The following is a 6818-nucleotide window of genomic DNA, read 5'->3' on the forward strand; positions in this document are numbered from 1 at the left end:
CGGTGAACCGGGTTTAGTGTCACATCTGTTGACGCTGTGCGGGATGATGATCGGCGGCGGTCCCGTCGTGATCTATGGCGGTAGCCACTGACCAGCCGATATCTCTACAGGAGAGGTGCCTGATGGCCCTGTCGGCGATGATGGCGGAGCAGCGTGCGAAGGTGTTGGCGAAGGCGGCCCAGGCGCGTACGGCGCGTCGTGCGCTGTTGGCGGAGGTGGCGTCCGGCGTGGTGAGTGTGGCGGAGGTGTTCGAGCGAAGCGGGCAGGATCTGGTCGGCCGAACACGAGTGGTTCAGGTCCTGCGGGCCGTTCCCGGGTATGGGCCGGCCAGGGTCGCGGCGTTGATGGCCACCTGCGGGGTGCAGGAGAAACAGCGTGTTGGCGCGCTGAACGAGCCGCAGCGTGAGCGGCTCTTGCGGGCTTTGATCGGCTGACAGCGCCGGAACTGATCGTGTGAGCTATCGCTCCGCGTTCGGGTGAGGTTGGCTCTGCAGGCGATGGCGAAGTTCGGCCTCCTGCGCCGTCAGCGCCTGGCCCGGGCGTCGGATGCGGGCCGGGCGGGGTCGGGGGATGTCTTGGCCTTGCAGGAGGGCGAAGTCGGCGTGGGCCGCCTCGACGGCTTCGGGGTAGGCCTGCTGCTTGGCGTGTTCGGCGAGTGCGCGGTAGATGCTGGCCGCGCTGGGGTTGCGGCCCTTGCGCTTACCGGTGGGGATGATCAAGTCACCTCGGATGGATTCCACCGTCTCGCCGGTGGCGCGGCGGCGCAGCACGGTGTGCAGCATGTCGTCGGTGATGACCGGGGGCCGGCCGCCGTGGTTGCCGTTGCGGGCGGCGGCATCGAGTCCTTCCAGGGTGGACTCGCGGATGGCTTCGCGTTCGGTCTCGGCCATCGCGGCGAAGAAGCCGAACAGCATCCGGCCCGGCCCGGACGGGTCGTAGATCCCGGCCAGCGGCCCGGCGAGCATCTCCAGCACCAGGCCATGCGCGGTCAGGTGGTCGGCCAGCGCGGTCAGCTCGGCGGCGTCGCGGCCGAGCCGCTTCATCTCATACACCGTCAGGATGACCCGGCAGTGCGGGGCGTGCGCCTTGATCTGCCGGGCCAGCGCGAGCGCCGCCTCGAACTGCGGACGCACCTTCACCCGGGTCGAGATCTTCTCGGAGAAGATCTTCTCGCGACCGATCCCATGCGCAGCCAGCGCGTCCAGCTGCGACTGCAGTTCCTGGGTGAGCGCGGAGCAGCGGGCGTAGCCGATCCGGATGTCCGCTGACGGCCCACTGAGCGGCGCGGGCGGTGGTGTGCCCGGCCGCCAGGGCTGGCCCGGGTTCCGGTCGGCCGGGGTGATCACCCGCAACAGCTTCGCCAGCCGGGCCACCTTGGTGAACCGGCCGGTGTGGTAGGTGCCGGCCACCGCGCCCGAGCGTGACCGGCACGGCGAACCCGCCGCGACGGTGCATCGCGGGCACGGGTGACGCTCCACCTCATCAGCATCACGGGGGCCTTCCCCGGCGATAGCGGACAGGGAGATGGATTCGGCGCGTTCGTCGGGTTCCGGGGCCTTGGTCATGCCCCAGATGTTCTCACAAACATTTCCCAGAATCCGGCGATCCGCCGACTTGCATGAGAACGAGTTCTGAGAAAGAAATCAGCCTCTCCGGGACTCAGACTGGCGCTCCGTGGCCTGCTGGTGATCTTCTCTGGCAATCGGGGTTTATGAGAATCACGTCCCTGGCTTGGAGAGGATTGTGGGTTCGGCTCGGCCGGGGCTTGGCTTTAGTGAAGGAACTGCTGGGTGAGTTCGTGGTGGCCAGTGACTCGCGCGCCGGTCGTGTCCAGCTGGAAGTTCCGATCACGCGATGTTTGCGGGTGGCGCTGAGTAGCCGGTATAGCCGCGGTGGTCGACGCCGCAGAAGGCCAACACCGTCACAGCGGGGCCAACGTCGCCCCGGGTTCGCACGTGCTAGAGGATTTCGTCGATCATTTGTCGGTGGTCGCGCCACCGAGCGCAACGCCGGGGGCGCACGCCAGCAGTACCGGGAGGCCACGGTCCCAGCTCAGCTGTCGGCCGCTGTCGGTTGCTGAAGGACCGGTCGCGCTCGCCCGTATTCGTTGTCGGTCCCGGTAGGGCGACGTATCGGGGTCCTGGCAGCGTGAACTGGTAGTCCGGGGTTCAGGATCCGGTGCGATAGCGGGTGAGCATGAGGGCGACGGCTTCGTCCACGATCGTGGTGTCGGTGGGGTCGGGCGGGACGAAGTCGGTCCGTACGAGTTGAGGCCACAGGAGCTGGCCGCAGATCATGCCGAGGAACTGTTCGGCCACTGCGGATGCCGGCTGTGTCTGTCCGTCGGCCGAACGGAAGTCGAGTGTGCCGGCCTGTGCTTCGGCGTCCAGGTAGTCGCGGAGCCGGTCGAAGAAGGGTCCGCGGTCGATGGCGAAGCCGGTGCCGACGATGTCGGCGAGTTCCGGCATCTGGGGAAGTTCGGTGATGATGAGGCGGCACAGCGCCGCTGTGCCGGGCCGCGAGACCAAGCAAGCGTAGTCGCGGCCGATGTGGTCCAGACCGTACCGGGGATCACCGGGCGGGGGCGGTTCGGCGTACTGCACGTCCAGCTGCCACTGTTCGGAGGTGACGGCCGCGAACAGCGCAGCCTTGGAGGGGTACCGCTTGAAGAGGGTGCCGGTGGAGACGCGGGCCTCCCTGGCGATCTGGGCCAGGGAGGTCTTGTCGTATCCCCGGGCGAGGAAGAGGTCGCGGGCGGCGCGGATGATGCGCGCGCGGTTCTCCGCTTTGATCTGCGCGTGATACCCGGCCTGGCACGTATCGCCACCGGTTTCCGCTCGGTCACGGTCCGCCACCGACATACCCACGCCCCTCGCCCGTCTCCCAGCCGCATCCTCGCTGTCAGAGGACGGTCTGGCCGCCGTCCAGGATAAGGTCCTGGCCCACAGCGAAGGCGGAGACATCGGAGGCCAGGTACACGACGGCTTCCGCGACCTCCTCGGGCATACCCATGCGACCCAGCGGGATGCCGGAGCTGATCGCCTCCAGAACCGCCGTCTGCTGCGCGGGGTCCTCGATCCCGAGCTTGGAGTACAGCGGGGTGTCCACCGGGCCGGGACTGACCGCGTTGAACCGGATGCCGTGCGACCTGAGCAGGTCCGCGTTCCACGACCGCATCAGGGAGCCGACAGCCGCCTTCGTCGCGGCGTAGGCGTTCGACTGACCATAGCCGCCGTGCGCGCTGCTGGACGCGTTGAGGATGACCGAGGACGGGTTGGCCAGCACGGGCACCAGGGCCTGTGTGAGAAAGAAGACGCTCTTGACGTTGATGTCGAAGAGCCGGTCGAAACTGTCCTCCGTGTGGTCCTCGAACGGCCGCCAGTCCGAGACGCCGGCGTTCAGGAACGCCACGTCCAGCTCCCCGAAATGCTCACGCACCCGCTCCGCCAGGCCGCGCTGCGCATCGAGATCGCGCGCATCGGCCTGCACCACCGGCACCTTGTCCCCGAGGATCTGCCGCGCCTTGTCGATGCTGGCCGGGGTGACGCCTGTGACCAGCACGTCGGCCCCCTCCGCGATGAAACGCTGCGCGGTCTCCAGACCGATCCCACTCGTGCCGCCGGTGATGAGGGCGCGCTTGCCCGCAAGACGATTCATGTTCATTGTTCCTTGCCGAGTCGTAAGGTAAGTCGATGGACTCACCACCTGAAGGTAACTCCCTCGCCATCCTTAAGGCAAGTCGATCAACTTGCCATCGGTGGCCTGGAGCGGTTCGGCCACGCCGGAGAAGGTGGCCGACACCGGCTCGAAGGCCATGTCGCTGCCGTCCGCGAGGAGCCGGGCGATGGTGGTCTTCCCGACGCCGGGCGGCCCCGCAGGATGGTGGAGCTGAGCCGCTGCTGGGCGACCATGGGGGCCCAGCAGCGGCGTCCGCGGCCAGGAGGTGGTCCTGCCCGGCGACGTCTTCCAGCTTTGCGGGGCGCGGGCGGTCGGCGACTGGCCGGGAGGGCTCCTCGTCGAAGAGCGGCAGGATCACTGCGGTCGGTTCCATCGGTCTCTCGGGTCGCAGGCGGGCGTGTGCGGACGGGGCGAGCCCTTGCACGGGACGCTGACGAGCGAGGGCTCGCCGTTCGCGGGGAAGCTCGCGGCGCTCATCGGGCACTGGGGCGGTCGCGTCGCGGCAGCCGCCCGGCGACCAGGTCGTAGGAATCCTCGATCGCGTCGGTGATCAGCCGCTCGGTGATGCCGGGTCCCGGCCCCAGTGAGATCCAGTGGCGTTTGTCGAGATAGCGGCCCGGTGTGATCGAGGCGTAGCCGCGTTCTTGCGCGCGGGCGTGTTCGGGTTCGCACTTGACCGTGATGATCTGTTCGTCCGGGTCGTCGGTGACGATCAGGAACACCTTGCCCGCGACCTTGTACACGTCGAGTCCCGGGGTGAAGGGGTATCCGTGGCTGACGTCGGGGAGGGCCAGGGCCGCCTGACGGGCGGTGTCCTGGAGCCGGTCACCGGCCGCGTTCACCGGGCCGCCCGTGCGCCGATGCCGTAGGTGTGCGGGTCGACGGGCTGCTCGGCCTTGGGCAGGTGGGCGACGACGAGCCGGTAGGAGTCGGTGACGAGCTCCCTGACGAGCTCATTGTCGACGCCTTCTCCGCTCTCCAGGGTGATCCAGTGCTTCTTGTTCATGTGGTAGCCGGGGGTGATGTGGCTGTACTGCTCCCGCAGGGCGTGGGCCTCGCCGGGGTCCGCCTTGAGGATCACGACGGGCCGCCCCGGGACTTCGGTCATCAGCATGAACACCTTGCCGCGTACCTTGTAGACCTCCCAGGCGGGGCCGAAGGGGTGCTCCAGCTGGGCTCCGGGGAGTTCCTCCGCGCAGTCGGCGGCGGTCTTGTGCAGGGCCGATCCGTTCATGGGTGGTGAGCCTTCTCAGGTGGTGACGGACTGTGGCATCGAAGGAGGCGGAGGGCGCGCCGCGCGGGCGCGGTGGCACGTCCCATCCTTCCGCCGAAGCCGACCGGAAGGGCGGTAGGCTGCGGACACGTGATGGTCGACAAGCGACACTCCGGGCCGAGCGGGCAGGCCGGACCAGCTGCGGTTCCGCTGTACGGTTTCCAGCCCCCGGTCGGTACTCCCTACGGCCTTGAGGTGAGTACCGTCGAGGACTTCTTCGCCCAGCACGACGACTGGCCGTGGAACCCGCCCCGTCCGGGCCGTGCCACCTTCCACTACCTCATCGCGATCACCGAGGGTGAGTTGCGGCACGACGTCGACCACGTCACGCGGACCGTCGCCCCCGGCCAGTGGCTGTGGGTGCGTCCCGGGCACGCGCAGCGCTGGCATCCGCCCGGCGCGGCCCGCGGCCCGTTCATCCTGTTCGAACCGGACGTGCTGCGGCCCGACCTCGCCCGTCTCCTGGCCCCGCTCACCGCGCACGAGGCCCCCACCGTGCTCAGCCCGCACCCCGACGACACCGCCTGGCTCCAGCAGACGGCACTCCAGCTCCTGGACGAACACCGCGCACTGGGGCGCCGCCCCCTCGACATCCACCACGCCCTGCGGCGCAGCCTGCTCGAATCGCTGCTACTGCGCCTGGCCAACTCCCCGGGCATCGCCCCCATCGGCACGGCCACGGCCGGCACCGGCCGCGCCCACAGGTACGGGCGCTTCCTGGACGCCTTGGAGCTGCACTTTCGCGAGCTGCACCAAGCCGCGGACTACGCCGAGTTGCTCGGCTGCTCGGTCCGCACCCTCAGCCGCGCCGCCCGGGACGTCACCGGCAAGGGAGTACGCGAGCTCATCGACGAGCGGCGCCTCCTGGAAGCCAGGCGCCTGCTGGGAGGTGCCCGGTGGGATGCCCGGGCTGTGGCCGTCCACCTCGGCTTCACCGATCCCGCGAACTTCGGCCGCTTCTTCCGCGACCGCACCGGCCTCACCCCGGCCGCCTTCGCGGCCCGCGCAGTGACGACCGACGCGTGACGGAAACGCGGCGGAGGCCCCTTGCCCGTCGGGAGGCGATGACTCCCGGCGCGGTCAGTCTGTGGTGAAGCTGGACAGCATCGCAGCGGGGTAGCGGCTGCCTGCCGAGCCGTGGGGAAGGATCTCAGTGATGCGGGCCAGATCGGCGGCCGAGAGCTGGACGTCGACGGCGCCGGCGTTCTCCTCAAGGCGCTTGGTGCTGCGGGTGCCGGGAATGGGCGCGATGTCCTCGCCCTGGGCGAGCAACCAGGCCAGCGCGAGCTGGGCGGTAGTGATGTCCCTGGTGTCGGCCAGATTCTTGAGCTGTTCGATGGCGTGCACGTTGTACGTGTAGTTCTCGCCCTGCCAACGCTCGTCCCAGCTGCGCATGTCGTCCGCGGCGTACTCGCTCGCGGGCTTGACCTGGCCGGCGAGGAAGCCGCGGCCGAGCGGGGAGTAGGGCACCAGGCCGATGCCGAGTTCCCGCAGAACGGGAAGGATCTTCTCCTCCACCTCCCGCTCGAAGAGCGAGTACTCGTACTGGAGCGCGGAGACCGGGGTGACGGCGTGGGCGCGGCGAATGTACTGGGGGCCGACGTTGCTCAGGCCGAAGTACTTCACCTTGCCCTCGGCGATCAGTTCGCCAACCACGCCGGCGACCTCCTCGACCGGAACGGCGGGGTCGGAGATGTGCTGGTAGAAGAGGTCGATGTGGTCGCTCTGCAGGTAGCGCAGGCTGTTCTCGGCGACCTTGCGGATGTTTTCCGGTGCTCAGCGAAGCCGCACGACGTACACGAGAAAGAGGCTTGATCGAGCCGGTTCTTGCGGTCCACATGCCCACACGACGAGCACTGCTGGGAGG

General features: G+C 68.8%; 10 protein-coding genes. 2 read left to right on the plus strand and 8 right to left on the minus strand.

Going from position 1 to position 6818, the window contains the following annotated elements; all coding sequences use genetic code 11:
* The first annotated feature begins 122 nt into the window (after positions 1-122).
* On the plus strand, positions 123-434 hold the full coding sequence (gene mihF, locus AB0B91_RS62480; protein WP_358342369.1) for an integration host factor, actinobacterial type: 312 nt from the start codon (positions 123-125) through the stop codon (positions 432-434).
* 24 nt (positions 435-458) lie between these two features.
* Here mihF and AB0B91_RS62485 read toward each other — a convergent pair whose 3' ends face one another.
* From AB0B91_RS62485 to AB0B91_RS62510, 6 genes are all read right to left on the minus strand, one after another.
* A complete protein-coding gene (locus tag AB0B91_RS62485) occupies positions 459-1565 on the minus strand; it encodes a recombinase family protein (protein WP_358342370.1) in 1107 nt (368 codons plus the stop codon).
* A 603-nt stretch (positions 1566-2168) separates the two neighbouring features.
* A complete protein-coding gene (locus AB0B91_RS62490) occupies positions 2169-2861 on the minus strand; it encodes a TetR/AcrR family transcriptional regulator (protein WP_358342372.1) in 693 nt (230 codons plus the stop codon).
* A 40-nt stretch (positions 2862-2901) separates the two neighbouring features.
* The gene (locus AB0B91_RS62495) at positions 2902-3657 is read right to left on the minus strand and encodes an SDR family oxidoreductase (RefSeq protein ID WP_358342374.1); all 756 of its coding nucleotides are present in this window, start codon (positions 3655-3657) and stop codon (positions 2902-2904) included.
* A 72-nt stretch (positions 3658-3729) separates the two neighbouring features.
* Complete coding sequence (locus tag AB0B91_RS62500) at positions 3730-3924, minus strand: AAA family ATPase (RefSeq protein WP_358342382.1); 195 nt, start codon at positions 3922-3924, stop codon at positions 3730-3732.
* Positions 3925-4151: 227 nt separating this feature from the next.
* Complete coding sequence (locus AB0B91_RS62505; RefSeq protein ID WP_358342375.1) at positions 4152-4520, minus strand: MmcQ/YjbR family DNA-binding protein; 369 nt, start codon at positions 4518-4520, stop codon at positions 4152-4154.
* A complete protein-coding gene (locus tag AB0B91_RS62510; protein WP_358342377.1) occupies positions 4517-4912 on the minus strand; it encodes an MmcQ/YjbR family DNA-binding protein in 396 nt (131 codons plus the stop codon). The genes AB0B91_RS62505 and AB0B91_RS62510 overlap by 4 nt, the downstream gene beginning before the upstream one ends.
* 234 nt (positions 4913-5146) lie before the next feature.
* On the opposite strand from AB0B91_RS62510, the gene AB0B91_RS62515 reads away from it, so the two are divergent.
* Positions 5147-5977, plus strand: coding sequence for an AraC family transcriptional regulator (locus AB0B91_RS62515; RefSeq protein WP_358342378.1), 831 nt, complete (start codon positions 5147-5149; stop codon positions 5975-5977).
* Between the two features lie 54 nt (positions 5978-6031).
* Here AB0B91_RS62515 and AB0B91_RS62520 read toward each other — a convergent pair whose 3' ends face one another.
* Both AB0B91_RS62520 and AB0B91_RS62525 read right to left on the minus strand, forming a co-directional pair.
* Positions 6032-6682 carry an aldo/keto reductase gene (locus tag AB0B91_RS62520; RefSeq protein WP_358342383.1) on the minus strand — a complete coding sequence of 217 codons (651 nt, stop codon included), beginning with the start codon at positions 6680-6682 and terminating at the stop codon, positions 6032-6034.
* The gene (locus AB0B91_RS62525; RefSeq protein ID WP_358342385.1) at positions 6592-6789 is read right to left on the minus strand and encodes a hypothetical protein; all 198 of its coding nucleotides are present in this window, start codon (positions 6787-6789) and stop codon (positions 6592-6594) included. Before AB0B91_RS62525 ends, AB0B91_RS62520 begins: the two co-directional genes overlap by 91 nt.
* Positions 6790-6818: the final 29 nt, after the last annotated feature.

It is taken from the genome of Nonomuraea sp. NPDC049141 (assembly GCF_040648415.1).
GTDB lineage: Bacteria > Actinomycetota > Actinomycetes > Streptosporangiales > Streptosporangiaceae > Nonomuraea.